Annotated in this window: 22 protein-coding genes; 9 read left to right on the plus strand and 13 right to left on the minus strand. The window is 70.8% G+C overall.

Going from position 1 to position 21,955, the window contains the following annotated elements; all coding sequences use genetic code 11:
* Positions 1 to 21 precede the first annotated feature (21 nt).
* On the plus strand, positions 22 to 603 hold the full coding sequence (locus MKK58_RS08175; protein WP_243911600.1) for a transcriptional regulator: 582 nt from the start codon (positions 22 to 24) through the stop codon (positions 601 to 603).
* Positions 604 to 609: 6 nt separating this feature from the next.
* Here MKK58_RS08175 and MKK58_RS08180 read toward each other — a convergent pair whose 3' ends face one another.
* From MKK58_RS08180 to MKK58_RS08190, 3 genes are read right to left on the minus strand one after another with little or no spacing between them, the layout of a single operon-like run.
* Complete coding sequence (locus MKK58_RS08180; RefSeq protein WP_243911601.1) at positions 610 to 3,093, minus strand: branched-chain amino acid ABC transporter ATP-binding protein/permease; 2,484 nt, start codon at positions 3,091 to 3,093, stop codon at positions 610 to 612.
* Positions 3,094 to 3,098: 5 nt separating this feature from the next.
* On the minus strand, positions 3,099 to 3,968 hold the full coding sequence (locus MKK58_RS08185; protein ID WP_243911602.1) for a branched-chain amino acid ABC transporter permease: 870 nt from the start codon (positions 3,966 to 3,968) through the stop codon (positions 3,099 to 3,101).
* A 13-nt stretch (positions 3,969 to 3,981) separates the two neighbouring features.
* On the minus strand, positions 3,982 to 5,169 hold the full coding sequence (locus MKK58_RS08190) for an ABC transporter substrate-binding protein (RefSeq protein ID WP_243911603.1): 1,188 nt from the start codon (positions 5,167 to 5,169) through the stop codon (positions 3,982 to 3,984).
* A 187-nt stretch (positions 5,170 to 5,356) separates the two neighbouring features.
* Here MKK58_RS08190 and MKK58_RS08195 point away from each other — a divergent pair, with 187 nt between their 5' ends.
* Positions 5,357 to 5,779 (plus strand): nuclear transport factor 2 family protein, encoded by a 423-nt coding sequence (locus tag MKK58_RS08195; RefSeq protein ID WP_243911604.1) that lies wholly within the window; start codon positions 5,357 to 5,359, stop codon positions 5,777 to 5,779.
* 7 nt (positions 5,780 to 5,786) lie between these two features.
* On the opposite strand, the gene MKK58_RS08200 is transcribed toward MKK58_RS08195, so the two are convergent.
* The gene (locus MKK58_RS08200; protein ID WP_243911605.1) at positions 5,787 to 6,500 is read right to left on the minus strand and encodes a GntR family transcriptional regulator; all 714 of its coding nucleotides are present in this window, start codon (positions 6,498 to 6,500) and stop codon (positions 5,787 to 5,789) included.
* 505 nt (positions 6,501 to 7,005) lie between these two features.
* On the opposite strand from MKK58_RS08200, the gene MKK58_RS08205 reads away from it, so the two are divergent.
* The 3 genes from MKK58_RS08205 to MKK58_RS08215 all read left to right on the plus strand — a co-directional run bounded on the left by MKK58_RS08205 (position 7,006) and on the right by MKK58_RS08215 (position 9,811).
* Positions 7,006 to 7,899, plus strand: a complete 894-nt coding sequence (locus tag MKK58_RS08205; RefSeq protein WP_243911606.1) for a TIGR02285 family protein — start codon at positions 7,006 to 7,008, stop codon at positions 7,897 to 7,899.
* 92 nt (positions 7,900 to 7,991) lie between these two features.
* On the plus strand, positions 7,992 to 9,293 hold the full coding sequence (locus MKK58_RS08210; RefSeq protein ID WP_243911607.1) for a GGDEF domain-containing protein: 1,302 nt from the start codon (positions 7,992 to 7,994) through the stop codon (positions 9,291 to 9,293).
* Between the two features lie 158 nt (positions 9,294 to 9,451).
* The gene (locus MKK58_RS08215; RefSeq protein WP_243911608.1) at positions 9,452 to 9,811 is read left to right on the plus strand and encodes a hypothetical protein; all 360 of its coding nucleotides are present in this window, start codon (positions 9,452 to 9,454) and stop codon (positions 9,809 to 9,811) included.
* Between the two features lie 11 nt (positions 9,812 to 9,822).
* On the opposite strand, the gene MKK58_RS08220 is transcribed toward MKK58_RS08215, so the two are convergent.
* Both MKK58_RS08220 and MKK58_RS08225 read right to left on the minus strand, forming a co-directional pair.
* Complete coding sequence (locus tag MKK58_RS08220) at positions 9,823 to 10,692, minus strand: NAD(P)-dependent oxidoreductase (protein WP_243911799.1); 870 nt, start codon at positions 10,690 to 10,692, stop codon at positions 9,823 to 9,825.
* 36 nt (positions 10,693 to 10,728) lie between these two features.
* A complete protein-coding gene (locus MKK58_RS08225; protein WP_243911609.1) occupies positions 10,729 to 11,763 on the minus strand; it encodes an alpha/beta fold hydrolase in 1,035 nt (344 codons plus the stop codon).
* Between the two features lie 146 nt (positions 11,764 to 11,909).
* Between MKK58_RS08225 and MKK58_RS08230 the strand changes: the two genes are divergently transcribed.
* A complete protein-coding gene (locus MKK58_RS08230; protein ID WP_243911610.1) occupies positions 11,910 to 13,307 on the plus strand; it encodes an MFS transporter in 1,398 nt (465 codons plus the stop codon).
* A gap of 116 nt (positions 13,308 to 13,423) precedes the next feature.
* Positions 13,424 to 14,230 (plus strand): SDR family NAD(P)-dependent oxidoreductase, encoded by an 807-nt coding sequence (locus MKK58_RS08235; RefSeq protein ID WP_243911611.1) that lies wholly within the window; start codon positions 13,424 to 13,426, stop codon positions 14,228 to 14,230.
* Positions 14,231 to 14,239: 9 nt separating this feature from the next.
* Here MKK58_RS08235 and phoB read toward each other — a convergent pair whose 3' ends face one another.
* The 6 genes from phoB to pstS form a co-directional block, all read right to left on the minus strand.
* Positions 14,240 to 14,938: a phosphate regulon transcriptional regulator PhoB gene (gene phoB, locus MKK58_RS08240; RefSeq protein ID WP_243911612.1), complete on the minus strand. Its 699-nt coding sequence runs from the start codon at positions 14,936 to 14,938 to the stop codon at positions 14,240 to 14,242.
* A gap of 29 nt (positions 14,939 to 14,967) precedes the next feature.
* Entirely contained in the window at positions 14,968 to 15,693 is a 726-nt protein-coding gene (gene phoU, locus MKK58_RS08245) for a phosphate signaling complex protein PhoU (RefSeq protein ID WP_243911613.1), read from the minus strand.
* A gap of 149 nt (positions 15,694 to 15,842) precedes the next feature.
* Complete coding sequence (gene pstB, locus MKK58_RS08250; protein WP_243911614.1) at positions 15,843 to 16,661, minus strand: phosphate ABC transporter ATP-binding protein PstB; 819 nt, start codon at positions 16,659 to 16,661, stop codon at positions 15,843 to 15,845.
* Between the two features lie 56 nt (positions 16,662 to 16,717).
* Positions 16,718 to 17,611 carry a phosphate ABC transporter permease PstA gene (pstA, locus tag MKK58_RS08255; protein WP_243911615.1) on the minus strand — a complete coding sequence of 298 codons (894 nt, stop codon included), beginning with the start codon at positions 17,609 to 17,611 and terminating at the stop codon, positions 16,718 to 16,720.
* 48 nt (positions 17,612 to 17,659) lie between these two features.
* Positions 17,660 to 18,634 (minus strand): phosphate ABC transporter permease subunit PstC, encoded by a 975-nt coding sequence (gene pstC, locus MKK58_RS08260; RefSeq protein ID WP_243911616.1) that lies wholly within the window; start codon positions 18,632 to 18,634, stop codon positions 17,660 to 17,662.
* A 198-nt stretch (positions 18,635 to 18,832) separates the two neighbouring features.
* The gene (gene pstS, locus MKK58_RS08265; RefSeq protein WP_243911617.1) at positions 18,833 to 19,870 is read right to left on the minus strand and encodes a phosphate ABC transporter substrate-binding protein PstS; all 1,038 of its coding nucleotides are present in this window, start codon (positions 19,868 to 19,870) and stop codon (positions 18,833 to 18,835) included.
* A gap of 348 nt (positions 19,871 to 20,218) precedes the next feature.
* Here pstS and MKK58_RS08270 point away from each other — a divergent pair, with 348 nt between their 5' ends.
* Together MKK58_RS08270 and dut are read left to right on the plus strand one after the other, a co-directional pair.
* A complete protein-coding gene (locus tag MKK58_RS08270; protein WP_243911618.1) occupies positions 20,219 to 21,106 on the plus strand; it encodes an HpcH/HpaI aldolase/citrate lyase family protein in 888 nt (295 codons plus the stop codon).
* On the plus strand, positions 21,103 to 21,594 hold the full coding sequence (dut, locus tag MKK58_RS08275; protein WP_243911619.1) for a dUTP diphosphatase: 492 nt from the start codon (positions 21,103 to 21,105) through the stop codon (positions 21,592 to 21,594). The genes MKK58_RS08270 and dut overlap by 4 nt, the downstream gene beginning before the upstream one ends.
* Before the next feature lie 11 nt (positions 21,595 to 21,605).
* Here the strand turns inward: dut and MKK58_RS08280 are convergent, their stop codons facing one another.
* Positions 21,606 to 21,812, minus strand: coding sequence for a DUF3606 domain-containing protein (locus MKK58_RS08280; RefSeq protein WP_243911620.1), 207 nt, complete (start codon positions 21,810 to 21,812; stop codon positions 21,606 to 21,608).
* Positions 21,813 to 21,955 lie beyond the last annotated feature (143 nt).

Consider the following 21,955-nt stretch of genomic DNA (forward strand, 5'->3'; position numbering starts at 1 on the left):
TTCCACCCCGAGGGTCCGTCGTTGAGCCGCATCGCCTTCCTGGATTTCGAGGCGTCCTCGCTCGCCAGGACCAGCTACCCGATCGAGGTCGCGTGGGTGTTTGCCGAGGGCGGTTCGGAGAGCTTCCTCATCCGTCCGGCCCCAGGCTGGACCGACTGGGCGCCCGAGGCCGAGGCGGTCCACGGGCTCGCCCGGGAGCGTCTGGTGCGGGAGGGCGTGGCCCACGACTGGGTGGCGCTGCACATGCTGACAACCTTGCGCGACGTCGCCCTCTACGCCTCGGCCCCCTCCTGGGACGGGCAGTGGTTGAGCCGGCTCCTGCGCGCGGCCGGACTGCCGCGCCACGCCCTGCGGCTGAAGGCGACGGTGGAGGCGCAGCGCCGCGCGATCCTCGACGTGCTCGCGACGGGCGGCATCGCCCCGACGGCGCGCGACGCCCTGGCGGGCAAGCTCATGGCCACGCTGCGTCAGGAATCGCGGGTCGATCCGGCCCCGGAGCATCGCGCCCTGTCGGATGCGCGCCGCGAATGCCGGCGCTGGGCGCGCGCCCGGGACCGCGCCGAGGCGCTGCTGCGCGAAGCCTCCGCCGCCGCGCCGGGTTGAGCGCCCTCAGGCGGCGCCGAGATAGGCGGCCTCCAGGCCGGCATCGGCGCTGAGTTCGGCGGCCGTCCCGGCGGTGACGACGCGGCCCTGCTCCAGCACGTAGCCGCGATCGGCCACCGTCAGGGCCAGGGCCGCCATCTGGTCGACGATCAGGATGGTGACGCCCTGGTCGCGCAGGTCCGCGACCACGGCGTAGAGGGCGTTGATCATCGCGGGCGCCAGGCCGAGGGAGGGCTCGTCGAGGAGGAGGATGCGCGGGTGCGCCATCATCCCGCGGGCGATGGCCAGCATCTGCTGCTCGCCCCCCGAGAGCAGCCCGGCCCGGCTCGTCGCCCGGTCGCGCAGGCGCGGAAAGCGGGTGAGCAGCGCCTCGATCTCGGCCGGGTCGATCGGCGCCGCGCGGCCATGGGCCCCGAGGCGGATGTTCTCGATCACGGTGAGTTCGGGAAACACCTGCCGGCCCTCGGGCACCAGGGCGAGGCCGAGGCGGGCGATGGTGTGGGCGGGCAGGTGCGCGATGGCGCGGTCCTCCAGCACGATCCCGCCGGTGACCGGCCGGAGCAAGCCGGCGAGGGCCCGCATGGTCGTCGACTTGCCGGCGCCGTTGGCGCCGAGCAGCGCCACGGTCTCGCCGGGGCGGACCTGGATGGCGACGCGGTCGAGGACCGGGGCGGCGCCGTAGCCGGCGGTGAGGCCCAGGGTGGAGAGCACCGCGTCGGCGCGCGGCGTCCAGGCGGCCGCGCGGGGCCGGGCGGGCGTGTCGGCGCCGCCGAGATAGGCGCGGATCACCGCCGGGTCGCGGCGGATCGCGGCCGGGTTCCCGTAGGCGATCGGCCGCCCGGCATCCATGACCAGGATCGCGTCGGAGACGCCCATCACCAGGGGCATGTCGTGCTCCACCAGCACCACGGCGATGCCCTGCCCGGCGATCCGGCGCAGGAGACCGCCGAGCGCGTCGGTGTCGGCCCGGGTCAGGCCGGCGGCGGGCTCGTCGAGGAGCAGGATGCGCGGGCGGCCGGCCAGCGCCCGGGCGATCTCCACGAGGCGGCAGTCGACATGGGGCAGTTCCGCCGCCGGCCGGTCGAGGTCGCCGGCATAGCCGACGAAAGCCAGCAGGGCGGCGGCGGCGGCGCGGTCCTGCCCGCCGGAGCGGCGCCGGAGGCGGCCGGGCTCGAACGCGAGGGCGACGTTGTCGAGGACGCTCAGCGAGCCGAACAGGCGCGTGGTCTGGTAGGTGCGGGCAATGCCGGCCCGGGCGATGGCGTGGGCCGGGGCACCGGCGAGATCGCGGCCGCCGAGGCGGATTGCCCCGGCCTGCGGTCGGTAGAAGCCCGAAACCATGTTCAGCACGGTGGTCTTGCCGGCGCCGTTGGGCCCGATCAGGCTCGTCACCGCCCCGGTCTGCGCCGTGACCGAGACGCCCTCGGCCGCGCGGATGCCGCCGAAGCTGATGCCGATGCCCTCGACCACCAGGGCCTCGGCTCCGCGCTGCCCGATGAGCCGGGCGTAATCCATCGCCGGCAGCAGGGCGCCGGTCCGCGCCCGCGGCAGCAGCCGGGCCGCGCTGCCGACGATGCCCGAGGGCACCAGCCAGAGCACCACCAGGGTGGCGAGGCCGAAGAACAGCAGCCGGTACTCGGCGAGCCCGGCAAGCGTCTCGGGCAACAGCACGGTGACGAGGGCGCCGAAGAGCGGCCCGAGCACGGTGCCGGCGCCGCCGACCACCACGGAGAGCACGAACAGGATCGACTGCGCGAAGGGAAACGAGCTCGGGGCGATGAAGAGCATGAGCGGCGGCAGCACCGCCCCGGCGAGGCCCGTCAGCGCCGCCGAGATCGCGAAGGCCAGGGTCTTCACCCGTACCGGATCGAAACCCAGGGAGGCGGCCGCCACGTCGGCGTCGCGCACCGCCCGCATCGCCCGGCCGAGGCGGCTGCGGGCGAGGCGGTGGAAGCCGTAGAGGCTGAGACCCGCACCGATCACGGCGAGAAAGGCCAGTTCGCGCTCCGCGAAGGGGAATCCGAACAGGCTCGGCCCGGCGGTGACCACGAGGCCGTTCTGGCCGCCGGTGAGCGACCCGCCCTCGATCAGGGCGTGCTCAACGATGAAGCCGAACGCGATGGTGACCATCGCGAGGTAGGGGCCCTTCACCCGCATGGCCGGCACCGCGAGGCCGGCCCCGACGAGCCCGGAGACGAGGCCGGCGGCCGGCAGCGCGAGCCAGAAGCTCAGGCCGGCTCCGGTGAGGATCGCGCTCGCATAGGCGCCGATGGCGTAGAAGCCCGCATGCCCGAAGGAGATCAGCCCCGTCAAGCCAAGGAGGACGTTCAGCCCTGTCCCCGCCACGGTGGTCAGGGCCACCAGGGCGATGACGAAGTGGCTGTAGCCCGCCGTCAGCCCCACCAGGGCGAGGCCCGCCAGGGTGAGGGCGAGGATCGTGAGCGGCATGCTCTTCAGGAGTTCGGCCGCCGGGGCGCGCAGGGCGTTCATCGGGCTCAGACCTTGTTGATCGCGGCGCGGCCGAGGAGCCCGTCGGGGCGCAGGGCCAGGGCCAGGATGATCACCGAGAACACCACGAGCTGGGTGTAGGTGGAGCCGAGGGTCGCAGTGACGCCGGCCTCGACGAGGCCGTAGAGGAGGCCCGCCAGAACCACGCCGGTGGCCGAGCCGATGCCGCCCAGGATCGCCACCGCGAAGGCCTTGATCCCGAACAGCGCCCCCATCTCGGCCGAGACCGAAAACAGCGGCGCGATGAGGAGGCCGGCGGCCCCGGCCAGCAGCGCCGAGAGCGCGAAGGCGCAGGCCACCGTGCGCCGGACGTCGATGCCCATCAGCCGCGCGGCGTCGGCGTTCTGCGCCACCGCCAGCAGCACCCGGCCGAGATCGGTGCGGCGGAACAGGGTCTGGATCGCCACTGCCACCGTGAGCCCGACCACCGGAATGAGGAGCTGGAGCGGGTAGATGCCGGTGCCGAGGATCTCCACCGGCGACACCGCGAGCGACGAGGGCAGGCTGCGGGGCTCCTTGCCGAAGGTGAACAGCATCGCGTTGTCGAGGACGATGCCGCCCGCCACAGTGGCGAGCAGCCACGCGTCCGAGCCCTTCTCGACGAAGGGCCGCACCAGCAGCCGCTCGACGGTGAGGCCGAGGAACGCGCAGCCGAGAAGCGCTCCGAGGATCGCCACCGGCATCGGCCAGCCCAGGGTCACCCCGAGCGTATAGCCCAGCACCGCCCCGAGGGTGACGGCGCTCCCTTGCGCGAAGTTCACGGTGCCGGAGACCGCGTAGGTGATGTGGAAGCCGAGCGCCACGAGCCCGTACATGCTGCCGAGGCCGAGGCCGGTGATGAGCGTTCCGGTGAGCATCGGCCCTGCTCCGTCAGTTCGTGACGGCGACGATCTCGCCATCCTTGAAGCGGGTGAAGACGTAGTCCTGGGGCCCGAGGGCGTCGTGCTGGCCCGGCGCGAAGGGCTTGTCGTAGGTCTTGATCAGGCCCGGATAGGCCGCGACCTTGTAGAAGCCGTCGCGCACTTCCGGCCCCTTGGTGGAGCCGGCGGCCTTGATCGCCAGGGCGAGCAGGTGGGTGGCGTCGTAGGCGTTGGCGATGCCCACCGCCGGGGTCACGTCGGCCATCGACTTGATCGCCGGGTACTTCTTCTTGAGGGCGTCGAGGACGGCGAGCGCCTTGGGGCTCGTATTGCCCGCGAAGGTGAAGGTCTGGATGAAGTGGACCTTGGCCGCGCTCGGCCCGGCGAGCTCGTCGAAGCGCCCGCCGGCCGGGCCCCAGTGCGAGACCACCGGCACGCTCCAGCCCATCCGGTCGAGGGATTTGACGACCTGGGCCGAGGGCCCGACATTGCCGACGAGGAACAGGGTGTCGGCGCCGGCCTCCCGCAGGCGGGTCAGCTGGGGCACCATGTCGAGGTCGGCGGCCTCGTACTTCTCGACGCCGGCGGCGGGCAGGTTGGCGGCCTTCAGCGCCGCGGTCAGGCCCTGCTGGTTCGACTCGCCCCAGGCGTTGTTGACCAGGATCATCCCGGGCTTCTTCGCCCCGTGCGTCTTCACCGCGTAGGCGACCAGCGCCTCGTCGACCAGGGCATCCACGGCCGAGACCCGGAAGGCGTAGTTGTCGGCGGCCCCGTTGCGGGTGATGCCGGTGCCGGCGGCCCAGGGGCCGAGGAAGGGCACCTTCATCTGGTTGGCGATGGGCACCAGCGCCATCGAGACCGGCGTGTCGAGGCCGCCGACCAGCGCCACCACGCCGACCCGCTGGATCAGCTCGCGGGCGGCGAGCACGCCCTTCGACGGGTTGGCCTCGTCGTCCCGCGCCACCAGTTCCAGGGGCCGCCCGAGCACGCCGCCGCCGGCGTTGATCTCGTCGATCGCGAGCCCGATGCCGCGCGAGATCGCCTCCCCGGACTTCGCCGACTGCCCGCTCAGCGCCGTCACGAGGCCGATGCGGATCGGCTCCTCGGCCCGAGCCCGGGCCATGAGCGGCAGGCCGAGGAGCAGGCAGGCGCCCAGGGCGAGGCGGCGGGTCAGGTGCGGCGTCGGTCGCGTGCGCATGGGGGCTCTCCGGCAGATCATAGCCCGCCTGACCGCAACCCCCGTGCCAGCGGCTTCGGCCTTGAACTTGCTGGCAAAATGCCGGCCCGCGCCAACCCACTGCCTCACGACGCGCCAAAGTGCATACACTTGTTGCATGCACTTGCCCGCCGTTTGCGGCAGGGAAGCGCAAAACCGGAGAGTCCCGATGACCGATTCCTCAGCGCAGCCCGACGACACCACCGCCCGCGACGCCGCCAACGTCACCGCCTATCTGGAAGCCTCGATGGTGCCCGACCCCGACCGGGCGGCGACCTACATGGCACCGGGCATCACCATCGTGTTCACGGGCGGGCGCACCTTCGGCCACCCCCGCGAGGTCACGGCCTTCAACGCCGGACGCTACGCCTGGGTGAAGAAGCGCATGGAGCGCCTCGACGTGGTGCCGGGCGACGGCATCACCACGGTCTACAGCCTCGGCACGCTCTACGGCGAATGGCCGGACGGAACGCCCTTCGAGGGCAACCGCTACGTCGACCGGTTCACGGTGCGCGACGGCCTGATCGTCACCATGGAGGTCTGGAACGACAGCGCCGAGCGCATCCTCAGCCAGCACGGTCTGAACACGTAAGGCGCGCTCAGCCGCCCACGGGCTCGATATAGGGCGCGAGCAGGCGGCCGAGGTCGCGCTCCCGCGGTGGGGTCGCGACGATCCGCGCCCGCTCGGCCACCGCGTCGAGGTGGTGGTCCATCAGCGCCATGGCCCGCTCGGGTTCGCCCGCGATCAGGGCGGCGACCAGGGCGCGGTGCTCGGCGACCCCGCATTCCGCCGAATGCGGCCGGCTGTAGAGCGAGAGCACGAGGGCGCAGCGGTAGCCGAGCTCGGCCACGTAGCGCTCCAGCACGGGGCTGCCGGTCATCTGCGCGAGCAGCAGGTGAAACTCGGTGGCGAGGCGGATCGAGGCGCCGTCCGCGCCGCCCTGCGCCGCCTCCTCGCGGCCGATATGGGCATGCAGCGCGGCCTGATGCGCTTCGGTGAGACGCCCGGCGAGGCGGGCGACCACGAGGCGCTCCAGGCTGATGCGCACGTCGAAGGTGTCGCGCGCCTCCGCCCAGCTCGGGGTCGCCACCACGGCGATGCGGTTGCGCCGCAATTCCACCAGCCCCTCCCCCGCCAGCTGCCCGAGGGCCTGGCGCGCGATGGTGCGGCTGACGCCGAAGCGCTCGCCCAGGGCATCCTCCGGCAGCCGGTCGCCCGGCATGATCGCCCGTTCGACGATCGCCCGGCGCAGGGAGCGGCAGATCGAGCCCACCCGATCCCGGTTGTCCACACGTGTCGCGTCGTCCCGCATGTCGTCCCGCTTCCTCCCGCGCGTCCCGACGGTTCGGAAAGCACGAGCGGGACCAGACGAGGTCCTGTGCCGCCGGCCGGGTTTCCGCAAGGTCCCGCACCCGGTCGGCGCGCGGCCGTGTATGGCCGTTCATCCAGGAAATCGTTCCACGCTTCACGCTCCTTTCAACGAATCACATCGCAAATGAACCTATGATCATCAAGTATAAGCAGTTATCCACGGCGCAGACATCCGAATCATATTTTCATTCACGGAATACATCCTTCGAATTTAGGCGTACGCGACCAACAAGATATCGATCCTGAGATTTATCATCGAGCGAATACATGATTCTCGTTGGTTTCATGAGCCATCGTTAACGGGTTGGTGAACATCCCTCGGGCATGAATCCCGGGAAGCGGGCCGGGATACGGGCGATGGGGGAAGGCTTGTTCTGCCGATGCGGAGACCGCTCGGACGCGTCGGCGACGATCCCGTTCCCGCTGCCGGCGGAGCATCGCGGTTGATGGGCCGAGCGAACCCGCTCTCCCGGTTCCGCGCGAGGCACGCCTTCGTGCCGGTCGCGTGGGCCGTCACCGCCCTCCTGGCGATGATGGCCGGCGCACGGGCCGAGGAACCGGGTCCCCCGAAGCAGGTGACGTGGACCCGCTACGACGCGGCGCCGTACATGATCACCGGTGGTCCTGAGGCCGACACCGGCATCTTCGATCAGGTCCGCCACCTCCTGATGGGCCATCTCGCCGACTACACGCATCAGACCCTGGTCGTGCCCTTCCCCCGCGTGGTGAGCGCGATGAAGCAGGGGATGGAATGGTGCTTCGTCGGCGGCGTCCAGACGCCGGAGCGCGACGCTTACGCGTATTTCTCGCGCCCCACGGGCCTGTTCTACCCGTTGCGGATCGTGGTCCGGGAGACGCAGCGGGCCCGCTTCGAAGCCCTCGGCCCGCTCTCGCTGCGCAGCCTGCTGACGGACCACCCGAACCTGCGCACCAGCGTCCTGCGCCAACGCGCGATCGCGCCGGGCGTCGATGCCCTCCTCCAGGCATCGACCTCGGCTCAGAGGCATTCCGAGTTCAGCGAGGCGTTCCGGATGCTCCAGAACGACAGGCTCGATTACCTCGTCGAGTTCGCGAACATCGCCGCCTACTACGCCAAGGCCCTGGGGGAGCCGGCACCCTGGATCGGCCTGCCCATGGCGGAGAGCCCCGAGCCCATCTTCAGTCGCGTGATGTGCCCGCGCACGCCGTGGGGACGCACCGTCATCGACCGGATCGACGCTGTTCTACCCGCGGAACGCGCGAGCGCGCGCTATCGCGGCATCGTCGAAGCGTGGTCGGCGCCCGAGGATCTGGCTAAGCTGCGCGCCGTCTACGATTCATCCTTCCTGTCGAGCGAGTAGCCCCGCGGATGCCGAGATCGCCGTTCCGGTACCGGTCGCCGCCGCCGGGAGGAGCTCCTCCGCCGGCCAGCCGTGCCCTGGCGACGCACCTCATGCGGGTCATCTTCGGCTGCTACGTGGTGGTGGCGGTCGCGCTGACCGGCGTCCAGATGGCGATCGAGTACCGGCGCGCCAGCGACCGGCTGCAGGCGGACGTGGCGGCGATGCAGCGCACGTTCAGCCCCGGCCTGGAGGATGCCCTCTGGCGCTACAACGCCGCGGTGCTCGGCGGCATCCTCACCGGCATGAAGGAGATCCCGGTCGTCCTCGGCGTCGAGGTGCGCGACGAGCGCGGCGAGCGGGTCCAGGCCCTCGGCACGGTGACCGGCGCGCAGGGCCAGGCGGTGCGGGTGGATGCGGAGGGCCGGGAAAGCCCGGTCACCCCGGGCTTCGGACGCCCCTTCAGCCGGACCTTCGCCCTCATGCATACCGAGCGCAACGGTCAGATCTTTCCCGTCGGATCCTGGACGCTCCATTCCGACGATGCGATCGCCCTCGATCAGGTCAAGAACACGCTCGTGGTGATCCTGATCAACGCGATGCTGAAATCGTTCGTGCTCGCGCTGATCTTCTTCGTGGTGATCCGGCACATGGTCGGGCAGCCCTTGAGCCAGATCAGCCGCTTCCTGGCGCAACTCGACGCCGACAACCTCGGTGCGCGCCCGCTCAAGCTCTCCACCGGCGGGCGCCATGAATTCCACGCCCTGACGGACACGCTCAACGGCATGGCGCGGCGCCTGCGCCGGGCCTTCGCGGTCAATGCCCACCTCATGGACGAACTGCGCGCGGTGAACGCGTCGCTGCAGGCGCGCGTGGAGGAGCGGACGCGCGAACTCGAACGCCTCGCCCACACCGACCTGCTCACCGGCCTGGACAACCGCCGCCGGCTCGACGCCGCGCTGGAGGCCTGCGCCATCCAGGCCCGTGCGGAGGGCGCGCTGTTCAGCGTGATCCTGGCCGACGTGGATCATTTCAAGGCGATCAACGACCGGCACGGCCACAAGGTCGGCGACCGGGTGCTCGTCGCCCTCGCGGCGGCCTTGAGCGACGGTGTCAGACCCGGCGACACCCTGGGCCGCTGGGGCGGCGAGGAGTTCATGATCGTCTGTCCCGGCACCGGGTTGGCACAGGCCAGCGCCCTCGCGGAGGCGTTGTGCCACCGCATCGCCGCGACGTCCCTGCCGCTGACCGGCTCGCAGACCTGCTCCTTCGGCGTTGCCGAATCGCGGATCGGCGAAAGTCCCGACAGCCTCGTCACCCGGGCCGACGGCGCCCTCTACCGCTGCAAGAGCAACGGCCGGAACCACGTCGAGACGCATTCCGGCCTGCAGGACCGGGAACGCGGCGCCGCGTGATACCGGCACCCTGACCCTGAGCACCGGCCTCGGTTCGAGCCGGCTTGGATCGAGACCGCGCGGGTATCCGGCGCGCCTGCGTCACAGGGGCGGCGGCGAACGGGCGACGCCATGGCGCGTTGCACGCGTACAGATCCGCGCACGGACACCCAGGCCCCATGACCCTCCGATCCGAAACTCCCCCCGCCCCCGGCAACCTCGCGGTGGAGGCGCCGCCCGAGTCCGATCGGCCCACCACCGCCATGCTGAAGGCCGATATCGACAGCGGCCGGACCGGCGACAAGATCGCCCATTACGATCCCGGCCTGTCGCAGCTCGGCACCGACGACGAGGCGGCGGGCAACGCCCCCTCGCCTGCGCGCATCGCCCTCGCCCGGAAAACCGCGGCCGCGCCGCCCAAGGTGCAGAAGGCCGCCAAGCCGGAGGACGGCAGCGGCTGGATCATGCCGCTTTTCATCGGCTGCGCCGCCCTGGTTCCGGTGGTGGTGGGCGTGTCGCTGTTCGTCTTCAACCGCTGAGACGAAGGGCGTCAGGCCGGCCGGCCGCGCCGGCGGGCGACCTCCGCCAGGGCGGCGAGATCCTTGTCGGCATCGCCGTGGCCGATCGCCTCGATGAGGTTGTCGCGCAGCACGCTGGCGAAGGGCATCGGCACGCCAGCGGCGCCGGCGGCGGAGAGCGCCAAGCCGACATCCTTGGCGCCGAGCTTGAGGTTGAAGCCCGGCGGCTCGTAGCGGCGGGCGGCGATGAGGCCGCCGTAGTTCTTGTAGACCGGCGAGGCGAACAGGGTGCTGGTCAGGAGGTCGAGGAGGTCGGCCCCCGTCACCCCATGCCCTTCCGCCAGCGCCGCCGCCTCCCCCATCGCCTCGATCGCCGCGATCAGCATGAAATTGCCCGCGAGCTTGACCGCGTTGGCGCGGTGCGGCTCGGGTCCGAAGCCCCAGGTCCGGGTGCCCATCGCGTCGAGGAGCGGCTGGGCCCGGGCGATCGCCTCCGGGTCGCCGGCCGCCACGATGTTCAGGGCGCCGGCCTCGGCGACGTCCGGGCGCCCGAAGACCGGGGCGGCGATGTAGGGCACGCCCGCGCGGGCATGGATGGCGGCGAGATCCTGCGCCAGGGCGACCGAGATTGTGCTCATCGAGAGGTGAAGGCCCGGGCGCCGGACGCCGTCGAGGAGCCCGCCTTCGACGATCACGGCGTGCAGGGCCGCGTCGTCCGCCAGCATCGTGATCGCCGCATCCCCCGCGAAGGCCTCGGCGGCGCTCGCCACCGGCGTGACGCCCGCGAGGCCGTCCGCCGCGCCGGGCGAGCGGTTCCAGACCCGGACGCCGTGGCCCGCCCGGACCAGGCTCGCCGCCATGCCGCGCCCCATCCGGCCGAGGCCGATCAGTCCGACATCCATGCCCATGACGTGTCTCCCGTTGCGGTGGTCCGGCGCTCAGTGACCGTCGAGGAATTCGAGCGTCAGCGTGTTGAACTGGTCGGTGGCTTCCATGTGGACGAGGTGGCCGATGCCCGGCAGCACCACGGCGCGCCCGCTCGGCATCTGCCCGGCCAGCATCCGCGCATGCTCGGCATTGCGCCCCATCCCCGCCCGCTGGGCCTCCGGCGCGAAGGGCTTGCCCGGAGCGTTGTGGTCGTTCTCGCCCATGACGAAGAGCGTCGGGACCGCGATCAGCGGGATCTCGTGCACCACCGGCTGGCCCCAGATGGCCTGGTAGGAATTGACGAAGGACTGAAGCCAGCGGGGATACTCGCCCGAGCCCTTCACCCGCTCGCGCAGCGACACGAAGGGCTCGATGGCGGAGGCCGGCAGCGACAGGGCATAGTTCGTCATCAGCTGACGGCGGTAGGACTCGGCCGTGGCGTCGCCCTCCAGGCGCAGCAGGGTGGCGTCGGAGACCGGCGGCACCGTGAACCGGTAATCCTCCAGGCCGATCGGCGCTTCGAGCACGAGGCTGTTGACCCGGGTCGGCGCATTGCGGGTCAGGCGCACGGCCAGCATCCCGCCCATGGAATGCGCCACCACGTCGACCCGCTTCAGGCCGAGGGAATCGAGCAGCGCCAGGGTGTCGGCCGCCATGGCGTCGAAGGTGTAGGGACCCACGGGCTTGGCCGACTTGCCGAAACCGAGCTGGTCCGGGGCCACCACGCGGTAGCCGGCGCGGGTGAGCGCCTGGATCACCGGCTGCCAGTAGCTCGAGGGGAAATTGCGCCCGTGCAGCAGGACGACGGTGCGCCCGTTGGCCTGCCCCTCGGCGGCCACGTCCATGTAGGCGAGGCGCTGGCGCACGCCGTCGCGCACCCGCTCGAGGAAGAACACCGGGTAGGGATAGGCGAAGCCCTCGAGCCCGATGCCGAGGGGCGCGGTGTCCGTCCCGGCGGTCTGGGCGAGGGCGGGCGCCAGGGACACAGGCATCACGGACATCTGGGCCGCCAGCACGAGGGCGGAGATCTTGAGAAGCGCGTCCATGTGGACTCCCGGCAGCGCGCGGTCCGGCGCGTCCGACATCAGATAGCGCAGGATGCCGGTCCGTGCCGCCGGATCGACGTGACAAAGGACACGCGGGATTTCTCGGCCCCTTGCGAAACCCGGCGCGGGGTTCCACGGGTCCGCCCATGACGAACGACGCCCCGCACCCTGCCCCCCCGGAGCCCGTGACGGACGGCCTGCCGGTGCGCGAGCGCATGCTGGCGCTCCTCGCGATCGGCCTCGCCATGACCATGGCGGTGCTCGACGGTGCCATCGTCAACGTCGCCCTGCCGGTGATGGCCAAGGACCTCGCGGTCGAGCCCTCCGCGGCGATCTTCGTCACCAACAGCTTCCAGATCGCGGTGACGGCCTCGCTGCTGCCACTGGCGTCGCTGGGCGACATCCTCGGCTATCGCCGGGTCTACCTCACCGGCCTCGTCCTGTTCACGGCGGCCTCCGTCGCCTGCGCCTTCGCCCCCTCCCTGGACTGGCTGGTGGCGGCGCGGATCGCGCAAGGGCTGGGCGCGGCCGGGATCATGAGCGTCAACATCGCGCTCGTGCGCTTCATCTACCCGCACCGGCTGATCGGGCGTGGCGTCGGCAACGTCGCCCTGGTGGTGGCGATGGCCTCCGCCGCCGGGCCGACCGTGGCGGCCGCGATCCTGTCCGTGGCGACCTGGCCCTGGCTGTTCCTCGTCAACCTGCCGGTGGGCCTGATCGCCCTCACGGTGGGCGCCCGCACCCTGCCGGTGACGCCCCGGAGCGGCGGGCGCTTCGACATCCGCAGCGCCGTCCTCAACGCCCTCACCTTCGGGCTCCTGATCATCGGCATCGACGGCCTCGGCGATCCCGCGACCCGGGGCTTGGCGCTGGCCGAGATCGGCGCGGCAGTGGTGATCGGCGCCGTCTTCGTCTGGACGCAGACCCGGATGGCCCGCCCGCTCCTGCCCGTCGATCTCCTGCGGATCCCCGCCTTCGCCCTGTCGATGGCGAGCTCGGTCGCCTCCTTCTCGGCGCAGATGATGGCCTACGTCGCCCTGCCCTTCTACTTCCAGGACGTGCTGCATCTCTCCGAGACGCAGACCGGCTTCCTGATGACGCCCTGGCCCATCGCCATCGCGCTGATGGCCCCGATCTCCGGGCGCCTCGCCGACCGCTACGCGCCGGGCCTCCTCGGGGGCGCCGGCCTCGGCCTGATGGCGTGCGGCCTGACCGCCGTCGCCCTGCTGCCGGCGGGGGCGTCCCACCTCGACATCGCCTGGCGCCTGACCCTGTGCGGCCTCGGCTTCGGGCTGTTCCAGTCGCCCAACAACAAGGTCATCATCACCAGCGCCCCGCGCGACCGCAGCGGCGGCGCCAGCGGCATGCAATCCACCGCCCGCCTCACCGGACAATCCTTCGGCGCCGCCCTGGTGGCGGTGATCTTCGGGCTGCACCAGGGCGCTGCGCCGGCCGGCCCGGTGGCCGCGACCCTGTGGTGCGCGGTCGGCCTCGCGAGCCTCGGCGCGGTGACGAGCGTGCTGCGGCGCCGACCCGAGGGCTGAGGGGACACCGGAATCGCACCAGGGCCCGTCCTGCGCGTTGAACCGGGCGAAGCCCCCAGAGGCTGTGGCCCCGGGAGGTCATCCCCGGAGGCACGGCCCGCACGAAGGACGATCCCATGCAACTCGATCTCTCCGGCAAGCGCGCCCTCGTCACCGGCTCCACCGGCGGCATCGGCTATGCCATCGCCAAGGCGTTGGGCGAACTCGGGGCTAACGTGGCGATCAACGGGCGCACCCAGGACCGGGTCCGCGACGCCGTCGAGCGTCTGAAGCGCGAGACCAATCACGCCGGCTTCATCGGGGCGCCCGGCGACGTCGCCAACCCGGACGGGGCGGCCCGCGTCGTCGCCGGGCTGCCGGACGTCGACATCCTGGTGAACAACACCGGCATCTTCGAGCCCAAACCCTTCTTCGAGATTCCGGACGAGGACTGGCACCGCTTCTTCGATACCAACGTGATGAGCGGCGTGCGCCTGTCGCGGGCCTATACCCCCGGCATGGTCCAGCGCGGCTGGGGGCGGGTGGTCTTCATCTCCTCCGAATCCGGCGTCAACATCCCGGTGGAGATGGTCCATTACGGGATGACGAAGACGGCCCAGCTCGCCGTCGCCCGCGGCCTCGCCGAGACCGTGTCGGGCAGCGGCGTCACCGTGAACAGCGTGCTGCCGGGCCCCACCCTGTCCGAGGGGGTCGCCGATTTCATGAAGAGCATGGCGCAGGGCGGCGGGACGGGGGGTGAAGTCGACCTCGACGCCGCAGGCCGCGCCTTCGTGGCCGAGCACCGCCCGACTTCGCTGATCGGCCGCCTCGCCACCGTCGAGGAGGTGGCCAGCATGGTCGCCTACATCTGCAGCCCGGCCGCCAGTGCCACCAGCGGCGCGGCGCTGCGGGTCGACGGCGGCGTGGTGCGCAGCATCGTGTAAGGTCGGGGCCTACTCGCCCTCGAACATCTCGTCGAAGGAGTAGCCCGAGCCGCGCACGGTGCGGATCGGGTCGCTCTGGCGGGGCCGGTTCAGGGCCTTGCGCAGGCGGCCCACATGGACGTCGACAGTGCGCTCGTCGATGTAGACGTCGTGGCCCCAGACCCCGTCGAGGAGTTGCTCGCGGGAGAACACCCGGCCGGGGCTCTGCATCAGGAATTCGAGGAGCTTGAACTCGGTGGGCCCGAGATGGATCTCGCGGCCCTCGCGGCGGATGCGGTGGCTGACCCGGTCGAGCTCGATGTCGCCGGCCACCAGCATGTTGGCGACGTGGGCCGGCTTGGCCCGACGCAGCAGGGCGCGCACCCGGGCGAGGAGCTCGGGCACCGAGAACGGCTTGACGATGTAGTCGTCCGCCCCCGTCCCCAGGCCGCGGATGCGGTCACCCTCCTCGCCGCGTGCGGTGAGCATGATCACCGGCAGCCGCTCGGTCTCGCGCCGGGCGCGGATGCGGCGGCAGAGTTCGATGCCGGACAGGGCCGGCAGCATCCAGTCGAGGAGGACGAGGTCGGGGACCTGCTCCTGCAGGCGCAGGTCCGCCTCGTCGCCGCGGGCGGCCGAGTCGACGATGAAGCCTTCGGCCTCGAGGTTGTAGCGGAGGAGGAGGGTCAGGGCCTCCTCGTCCTCGACGATCAGGATACGCGTACTCATCGTGCCCTTTCGAACAGGCGCAGCCGGGCTCAGGCCGCGCCGGGCATGTCCACGGTGGCGTAGTTGGAGGCGTCGTTCTTCGGGCGCTCGCGCTCCGCGAGGAGGTTCTCGCCGGTGACGAGGTAGTGGATCGTCTCGGCGATGTTGGTGGTGTGATCGCCGATGCGCTCGATGTTCTTGGCCACGAACAGGAGGTGGGTGCAGAATGAGATGTTGCGCGGGTCCTCCATCATGTAGGTCAGGAGTTCGCGGAACAGCGAATTGTAGAGCGCGTCGATGGCATCGTCCCGCTCCCACACGTCGAGCGCCGCCTTGGTGTCGCGGCTGGCATAGGCGTCGAGGACGTCCTTGAGCTGCTCCTGCACGAGATCGCTCATGTGCTGGACGCCGATGACGATCTTCTGGGGCTGGATCTGGTCGGCGATCGCCACCACACGCTTGGCGACGTTCTTGGCCAGGTCTCCGATACGCTCGAGATCGTTCGAGACGCGGATCGCCGTCACCGTCTCGCGCAGGTCGATGGCCAGCGGCTGGCGCCGGGCGATGAGCAGGATCGCCCGCTCCTCGATCTCGCGCTGCAGGATGTCGAGGCGGGTGTCGGCGGAGATCACGGCCTGGGCCAGAACCGAATCGCGGCGCACCAGGGCCTGCCCGGCCTCGGTCATCATCTTCTCGGCGATGCCGCCCATCTCCGAAATGGAGCGGCGCAGGTCTTCGAGGTCCGTGTCGTAGGATTTGACGATGTGGTCGGGCATGGATTGCGCTCCTCGATCGGGCCCGCCTGTCGGGTGCCCGCCCTAACGGTGGTGTCTGGCGCAGGCCGGAACCGGCCCGCCAAGGATCGGTTCCGGCCCGCCAGGGGGTGGTTTCGACCCGCGACGGGTCAGCTTCGACCCGCCGAGGATCAGCCGAAGCGGCCGGTGATGTAGTCCTGCGTCTGACGCTTCTCCGGATTCATGAAGATGCGCGTGGTCGGTCCGAACTCGACGAGTTCGCCGAGATACATGAAGGCGGTGAACTGCGAGATGCGTGCCGCCTGCTGCATGTTGTGGGTCACGATCACGATGGTGAACTCGGAGCGCAGCTGCTCGATCAGCTCCTCGATGCGGCCCGTCGAGATCGGGTCCAGCGCCGAGGTCGGCTCGTCGAACAGGATCACTTCCGGCCGCTGGGCCACCGTACGGGCGATGCAGAGGCGCTGCTGCTGACCGCCGGAGAGACCCATGCCGGACTGCTTGAGCTTGTCCTTCACCTCGTCCCAGAGGGCGGCCTTGCGAAGCGATTCCTCGACGCGCACGTCGAGGTCGGCCTTGGGCAGCTTCTCGTAGAGGCGCAGGCCGAAGGCAACGTTGTCGTAGATCGACATCGGGAACGGGGTTGGCTTCTGGAACACCATGCCGATGCGCGAGCGCAGCTCGTTCAGGTCGACCTTCGCGTCGAGGACGTTCTGGCCGTCGAGCAGGATCTGGCCTTCCGCGCGCTGCTCGGGATAGAGGCTGTAGATCCGGTTGAAGGTCCGCAGCAGGGTCGATTTCCCGCAGCCCGAGGGGCCGATCAGGGCGGTGACCTGACGGTCGTGGAAGTTGAGGTGGACCGACTTCAGGCCGTGGAAGCTGCCGTAGTAGAAATTCAGGTCCTTGACGGCGATGCGGACCGGGGAGCTCTCATCGGCCTTGTGGCGTCCGGTGAGCTGCGCTTGGGTGATCGCGGGGGCGGCGTTCATCGGTTCAGCGTCCTGTCGATCGAAGGCAAGGAAAGGGAGGGGCGTCGCGCAGACGATCAGCGCGACCGCTCGGTCTTGATGACGAACCGGGCCACGACCGAGAGGGCGAGGATCGTGATGGTGATGAGGAGGGCGCCGGCCCAGGCGAGCTGCTGCCAGTTCGGGTAGGGCGAGAGGGCGAACTGGTAGATCATCACCGGCAGGTTCGGGATGCCGCCCATGAGGTCGGCGCGGAACCAGGAGTTGTTGTTCAACGCGGTGAAGAGCAGGGGCGCGGTCTCGCCGGCGATGCGGGCGAGCGCCAGGATGATGCCGGTGACGATGCCGGCGCTGGCGCCGCGCCAGGTGATGCTCTTGATCACGATGGAGGGCGGAGCGCCGAGCGCGGCACCCGCCTCGCGCAGGGTCGAGGGTACGAGGCGCAACATGTCCTCGGTGGTGCGCACGATCACCGGGGTGGCGATGATGGCGAGCGCCACCGCGCCGGCCCAGCCGGAATAGCTCCCCATCGGCCGCACCATCAGCGTGTAGACGAACAGGCCGATGAGGATGGAGGGCGCCGAGAGCAGGATGTCGTTGAGGAAGCGGATGAGGTCGGCGAGCTTCGAGTTTCGGCCGTACTCCGCCAGGAAGGTGCCGGCCATCACGCCGACCGGCGTCGCCACCAGGATGCCCAGGAAGGTGAGCACCAGGCTGCCGAGGATCGCGTTGGCGATGCCGCCGCCCTCGGAGCCGGGGCCCGGCGTCGGCTCCGTGAAGAGCATCGGCGAGAAGCCCCTGATGCCCTCGACCACCAGCATGAACAGGATCGAACCGAGGACGACGATGCCGATCAGGGTGGCGAGGGTGCTCGCCAGGATCAGCGTCCTGTCGGCGATCCGGCGGCCGGAGCGGACCCGGCTGATCCGGGCCGGCGCGGCGGTGGTGGCGATGGGGGTGGCGGCGTCCATGGTGGGTTCCTGATCTCTCGGCGAGGGGGCGGTCTCAGGCGATGGGTCTCAGGCGACCTTGGCGCGGCGGGTGAGGAGGCGGGCGATGACGAGGACGAAGAAGGTGATGACGAAGAGGATGCAGCCGAGCGCCATCAGGGAGTTCAGTTGCAGGCCGTCCGCCTCGTTGAACTCGTTGGCGATGCGGGACGCGATGGTGGAGCCCGGATCGAAGACCGAGCCCGAGAGCCGGTTAGCGTTGCCGATGACGAAGGTCACCGCCATGGTCTCGCCGAGGGCGCGGCCGAGGCCGAGCATGATCGCGCCGATGATCGAGACCGAGGCCTGGGGCACCAGCACGTGGCGCACCACCTCCCAGGTGGTGCAGCCGATGCCGTAGGCGCTCTCGCGCAGCACGGTCGGGATCTGATCGAGCATGTCCCGGGTGATCGAGGCCACGAAGGGCACGATCATGATGGCGAGGATGATGCCGGCGGTGAGGATGCCGACGCCCGAGGGCACGCGGGCGTAGAACAGGGTGCCGACGATGGGCATGCCCTCGACAACGTTCGAGACCGGCACCTGCACGAAGCGGGCGAAGAGGGGCGCGAACACGAACAGGCCCCACATGCCGTAGATGATGCTCGGGACCGAGGCCAGGAGCTCGATGGTCATCGAGACGGGCTTGCGAGCCCAGCCGGGGCAGAGCTGCGTCAGGTAGACCGCGATGCCGAGCGAGAGCGGCACGCCGATGAGCAGGGCGAGGAAGGCGGAGGCCAGGGTGCCGACGATGGCCACGAAGGCCCCGTACTGCTCCTGCCCGATGTTCCAGGCGCTGGAGGTGATGAAGCCGAAGCCGAACTCCTTGAAGGCCGGCCAGCCGCCGTAGGCGATGGAGGCCAGGATGCCCGCGAGCACGAACAGCACCAGGAGCGCCGAGCCGTAGGAGGCCGCGCGGAACAGGCTGTCGCCGAGACCACCCGGCTTCTTGCGGGCCGCGGCGCGGTCGCGTGTCAGGGCGATCTGGTCAGTCAAGGCGGCCATCCGAATGTCTTCTCTTCACCGTGCGGCGTCCTACAGCGGGCCGGTCACCGGCGCGAGGGGAATCACCGCTTCGTTCCCGGGAGAGCCCGGCGGGTCGCGCCGGGCTCGATTGTCGCGATCACGCGGGGACGCGGTGGCTCGTCCCCAGGACCCGCGGGCGTAAGCCCGCGGGCGCCTCCTCACATGTCGAAGGCGGGCTTACATGTTGAAGACGGGCTTGCCGTCCTTGCCCTTGATCTCCTTCCACGCGTCGTGGATCTGGCCGACGACGGCGTCCGGCAGCGGCACGTAGTCGAGGTCGGTGGCAAGCTTGTCGCCGTTCTTGTAGGCCCAGTCGAAGAACTTCAGCACGTCGGCGGCCTTGGCCGGATCGGCCGGGTCCTTGTGGACGAGGATGAAGGTGGCGGCGGTGATCGGCCAGGCGCCCTCGTCGGCCTGGTCGGTCAGCGAGATGCCGAAGCCGGGGGCGGACTTCCAGTCGGCGCTGGCGGCGGCGGCCTGGAAGGCCTTGTCGTCGGGCTGCGGGAACTTGCCGGCCTTGTTCTGGATCAGGGTGTGGCTGAGCTTGTTCTGCTTGGCGTAGGCCGACTCGACGTAGCCGATGGCGTTGGGGACCTGCTTGACGGTGGCGGTGACGCCCTCGTTGCCCTTGCCGCCCTGGCCCACCGGCCAGCTCACCGTGGTGGCCGCGCCGAATTCCTTCTTCCAGGCTTCGGAAGCCTGCGAGAGGTACGTGGTGAAGATGTTCGTCGTGCCGGAGGCGTCCGAGCGGTAGACCGGGGTGATGTTGGCCTCGGGCAGCTTCAGGCCCTCGTTGAGCTTGGCGATCTTGGGGTCCGACCACTTCGCGATCTTGCCGGCGTAGATCTCGGCGATGACCTCGCCGGTGAGCTTCAGCTTGCCCGGCTCGACGCCCGGGATGTTCACCACGGTGACGACGCCGCCCATGACGGTGGGGAACTGGACGAGGCCGTCCTTCTCCAGGGCGGGACCCTTCAGCGGCGCGTCGGTGGCGCCGAAATCGACGGTCTTGGCCTGGATCTGCTTGATGCCGCCGCCCGAGCCGATCGACTGGTAGTTGAGACCCATGCCGCTGTCCTTGCGGTAGGCTTCGGCCCACTTCGAATAGACCGGGAAGGGGAAGGTCGCGCCCGCGCCCGTGATGTCGGCAGCGCGCGCCGGCGCAACGGTGGCGAGGCCGAGGCCCACGAGGGCGGCGAGGGTGGTGAACTTCATGTGCTGGTCTCCTGGGGGAGCGTGCGCGGAAGGCCGGGGTTCGAGCCCGTCCTCCGTTGTGCACCGCGCCATACGTCCGGTCGGGCAAGGCGGTATGACGATTGCGCGACAGTTCGATGACACGCGCCCCGGCCGGGGCCGACACGCCCGCCCTTTAAGCAGTTTGCCGGGGATGGCGAGCCGGAAGCCGGCGGGCGGTGAGCAGGACGCCCCCGCCTTGAATCGGGATACGCGGACGGCTATCGCGGGAGCTTGCGGTGAGTCGCGGCCGGTCGGGACCAAGCCCTCCGCGCCGCCGGGTGCGGTCACGCGGCGCCCGATCCCCGACCGTCATTCAAGGGATGCGCCATGACCGAGATCCGCCCGCGCCGCAGCGTCCTGGCGATGCCGGGATCGAACCCGCGTCTCCTGGAGAAGGCCCGCACGCTACCCGCGGACGTGGTAATGATCGACCTCGAGGACGGCGTCGCGCCCGACACCCGTGCGGCGACCCGGGAGGCCGTCGCCCGGGCGGTCGCCGAGGGCGGCTTCGGCTCCCGCGAGGTCGTGGTCCGCATCAATGCCCTCGACACGCCCTACGGCGAGGCCGATCTGGCCGCCATCGCGCCCGCCGGTCCCGACGCCATCGTGGTGCCGAAGGTGACGGGCGCCGATGCCCTGGTGGCGGTGGGCTCGCGCCTGCGCCGCCTCGGCGCGCCGGACCGGACCCGGACCTGGGCGATGATCGAGAGCCCGATGGCGATCCTGCACCTCGCCGAGATCGCCAGTTCCGCCCGGGACGTCGACACGCGCCTCGCCTGTCTCATGGTCGGGCCGAACGACCTCGCCAAGGCCAGCCGGCTGCGCCTCGGCGTTCCGGGCCGGCCGGCCCTGATGCCCTGGCTGATGAGCGTGATCGCCGCCGCCCGTGCCTACGAGATCGACGCCGTCGACGGCATCTACAACGACTTTCGTGATGCGACAGGATTCGCCGCCGAATGCGCGCAGGGGCGCGATTGCGGCTTCGACGGCAAGATGCTGATCCACCCCGACCAGATCGCCCCGGCCAACGCCGCCTTCGGGCCGAACGCGGACGAGGTCGCCTGTGCCCGGCGCATCCTGGCCGCCTTCGCCGAGCCGAAGAACCGCAATCGCGGCGTCATCGGGCTCGACGGCAAGATGGTGGAGCGCCTGCACGCGGCGGAAGCCGCCCGCACCGTGGCGCTGGCCGACGCCATCGCGGCCCGGACCGCGTGAACCCCGACCTCGCCGTCGAGATCCGCCTGCTCGATGCCCGCCTCGCCGGCTGGGGGTTTCCCCGCTGGGGCTCGGCCCAGGCGGCGGGCCTCGATCTCCACGCCTGCCTCGACGCGGTCCTCGACCTTCCGCCCCAGGGGCCGCCCGCCCTGATCCCGGCGGGCTTCAGCCTTGCGATCCGCGATCCGTCCTGGTGCGGGCTGATCTTCCCACGCTCCGGCCTCGGCCATCGCGAGGGCCTTGTCCTCGGCAACGGCACCGGCGTGATCGATGCCGATTACGCGGGCCCGCTGATGATCTCGGCCTGGAACCGCAACCCCGGCGGACCCGGCCTGCGCATCGAGCCCGGCGACCGCATCGCCCAACTCGTCTTCACCCGCGTGACCCGGCCGACGCTGACGATCCGCGACGGCGCCGATGACGCGGCGCGATCGGAGGAGGCCGGAGGACGCGGCACCGGCGGCTTCGGCTCCACCGGGCGCCGCTGAGGCGCAGCCCCTCACACGATGCCGCTGCCCTCGAAGGGCCAGGGCCGGCCGAGCTGGGCGGCGACCTTCGCGGGCTCGTGTCCCACCGCCGCGACGGCCGCCTCGACCTCCTCGCGCGGCACCTCGAAGCGGCGGGCCCAGTAGGCCAGGGTCCAGGGCTCCGAGACGTTGACGGTGGCGGGCTCGTGGTCGTTGTCGGGCGTCGTGCTGCTGCTCATGGCGGGCTCTCGCTGCGGTGTCGGGTCTCTGCCCTAACGCGCGGACCCGGCCGCCGGTGCGTTTCGGGCCGGACCGGCCATCCAGCCCCGCGCAAGCCATCCTGCGTAGGTCCGCTGCACCGGATTTCTCACCCCCAGCGGAG

Source organism: Methylobacterium sp. J-078 (genome assembly GCF_022829285.1).
Lineage (GTDB): Bacteria > Pseudomonadota > Alphaproteobacteria > Rhizobiales > Beijerinckiaceae > Methylobacterium.

Bases quoted from the DNA above. Each gene is read 5' to 3' on its own strand.
- MKK58_RS08270 (WP_243911618.1), top strand. From the start codon at position 20,219: ATGACCGAGATCCGCCCGCGCCGCAGCGTCCTGGCGATGCCGGGATCG.
- pstC (WP_243911616.1), bottom strand. From the start codon at position 18,634: ATGGCCGCCTTGACTGACCAGATCGCCCTGACACGCGACCGCGCCGCG.
- pstS (WP_243911617.1), bottom strand. From the start codon at position 19,870: ATGAAGTTCACCACCCTCGCCGCCCTCGTGGGCCTCGGCCTCGCCACC.
- pstB (WP_243911614.1), bottom strand. From the start codon at position 16,661: ATGAACGCCGCCCCCGCGATCACCCAAGCGCAGCTCACCGGACGCCAC.
- pstA (WP_243911615.1), bottom strand. From the start codon at position 17,611: ATGGACGCCGCCACCCCCATCGCCACCACCGCCGCGCCGGCCCGGATC.
- phoU (WP_243911613.1), bottom strand. From the start codon at position 15,693: ATGCCCGACCACATCGTCAAATCCTACGACACGGACCTCGAAGACCTG.
- MKK58_RS08195 (WP_243911604.1), top strand. From the start codon at position 5,357: ATGACCGATTCCTCAGCGCAGCCCGACGACACCACCGCCCGCGACGCC.
- MKK58_RS08280 (WP_243911620.1), bottom strand. From the start codon at position 21,812: ATGAGCAGCAGCACGACGCCCGACAACGACCACGAGCCCGCCACCGTC.
- MKK58_RS08230 (WP_243911610.1), top strand. From the start codon at position 11,910: ATGACGAACGACGCCCCGCACCCTGCCCCCCCGGAGCCCGTGACGGAC.
- phoB (WP_243911612.1), bottom strand. From the start codon at position 14,938: ATGAGTACGCGTATCCTGATCGTCGAGGACGAGGAGGCCCTGACCCTC.
- MKK58_RS08225 (WP_243911609.1), bottom strand. From the start codon at position 11,763: ATGGACGCGCTTCTCAAGATCTCCGCCCTCGTGCTGGCGGCCCAGATG.
- MKK58_RS08200 (WP_243911605.1), bottom strand. From the start codon at position 6,500: ATGCGGGACGACGCGACACGTGTGGACAACCGGGATCGGGTGGGCTCG.
- MKK58_RS08205 (WP_243911606.1), top strand. From the start codon at position 7,006: ATGGGCCGAGCGAACCCGCTCTCCCGGTTCCGCGCGAGGCACGCCTTC.
- MKK58_RS08215 (WP_243911608.1), top strand. From the start codon at position 9,452: ATGACCCTCCGATCCGAAACTCCCCCCGCCCCCGGCAACCTCGCGGTG.
- MKK58_RS08190 (WP_243911603.1), bottom strand. From the start codon at position 5,169: ATGCGCACGCGACCGACGCCGCACCTGACCCGCCGCCTCGCCCTGGGC.
- MKK58_RS08185 (WP_243911602.1), bottom strand. From the start codon at position 3,968: ATGCTCACCGGAACGCTCATCACCGGCCTCGGCCTCGGCAGCATGTAC.
- MKK58_RS08235 (WP_243911611.1), top strand. From the start codon at position 13,424: ATGCAACTCGATCTCTCCGGCAAGCGCGCCCTCGTCACCGGCTCCACC.
- MKK58_RS08180 (WP_243911601.1), bottom strand. From the start codon at position 3,093: ATGAACGCCCTGCGCGCCCCGGCGGCCGAACTCCTGAAGAGCATGCCG.
- MKK58_RS08210 (WP_243911607.1), top strand. From the start codon at position 7,992: ATGCGGGTCATCTTCGGCTGCTACGTGGTGGTGGCGGTCGCGCTGACC.
- MKK58_RS08220 (WP_243911799.1), bottom strand. From the start codon at position 10,692: ATGGATGTCGGACTGATCGGCCTCGGCCGGATGGGGCGCGGCATGGCG.